We start from the raw sequence: 469 nt of genomic DNA, 5'->3' as shown, positions 1-469 counted from the left end.
CGTGCTGGTGGCGCTCGCCGCGGGCGGGGCCGTGGCCGGGATCATCGGTGTGCTCCTCGCGGTGCCGGTCACCGCCGCGGCGTTCGGCGTTGTGCAGGAACTCCGTGAGCGATTCTCACAGCCCGAGGGGCCGGCTTCCGTGGGACCCTCCGCGAAGCCGGCCGCGGACTCCTAGAGTCTGTCCGGCCGATCATGCTCGTTAGGCTGGCGCCCAGGGAGGGTGCGATGGGTACCGTGGAGATGAGCCGGACTGAAGCGGTCGCGCTCGTGCAGCGGATCATGGATGCGGACTATGCGTCCGAGAGCGAGGCGGACGGGTGGCTGGACAGGCTTGACAGAGCCCTGGCCTGTCCATCCGGCCACGTCAGCGGCCTGATCTTCTGGCCGCCAGAGCGAGAGCTCTCTGCTGATGAGGTGGTCGATCAGGCCCTGGCCTATCGGGCGATCGCGTTGTGACACACGTCCTCAG

At 68.7% G+C, this 469-nt stretch carries 1 protein-coding gene and 1 pseudogene; both read left to right on the top strand.

Features of this window, described 5'->3' with window-relative positions; all coding sequences use genetic code 11:
* Positions 1-175: pseudogene (locus LPA54_RS37735) on the top strand (AI-2E family transporter); the annotation flags it as partial.
* Positions 176-225: 50 nt separating this feature from the next.
* Positions 226-456, top strand: coding sequence for a bacteriocin immunity protein (locus LPA54_RS37730; RefSeq protein WP_228919662.1), 231 nt, complete (start codon positions 226-228; stop codon positions 454-456).
* Positions 457-469: the final 13 nt, after the last annotated feature.

The organism is Streptomyces sp. DH12, assembly GCF_020873895.1.
In the GTDB taxonomy this organism is placed as follows: domain Bacteria; phylum Actinomycetota; class Actinomycetes; order Streptomycetales; family Streptomycetaceae; genus Streptomyces.
Note: the sequence above shows the minus strand (reverse complement) of the source record. Positions and strands in the feature narration are given on the sequence as shown.

Coding starts and splice junctions, on each gene's coding strand:
- LPA54_RS37730 (WP_228919662.1), top strand. CDS start 226: ATGGGTACCGTGGAGATGAGCCGGACTGAAGCGGTCGCGCTCGTGCAG.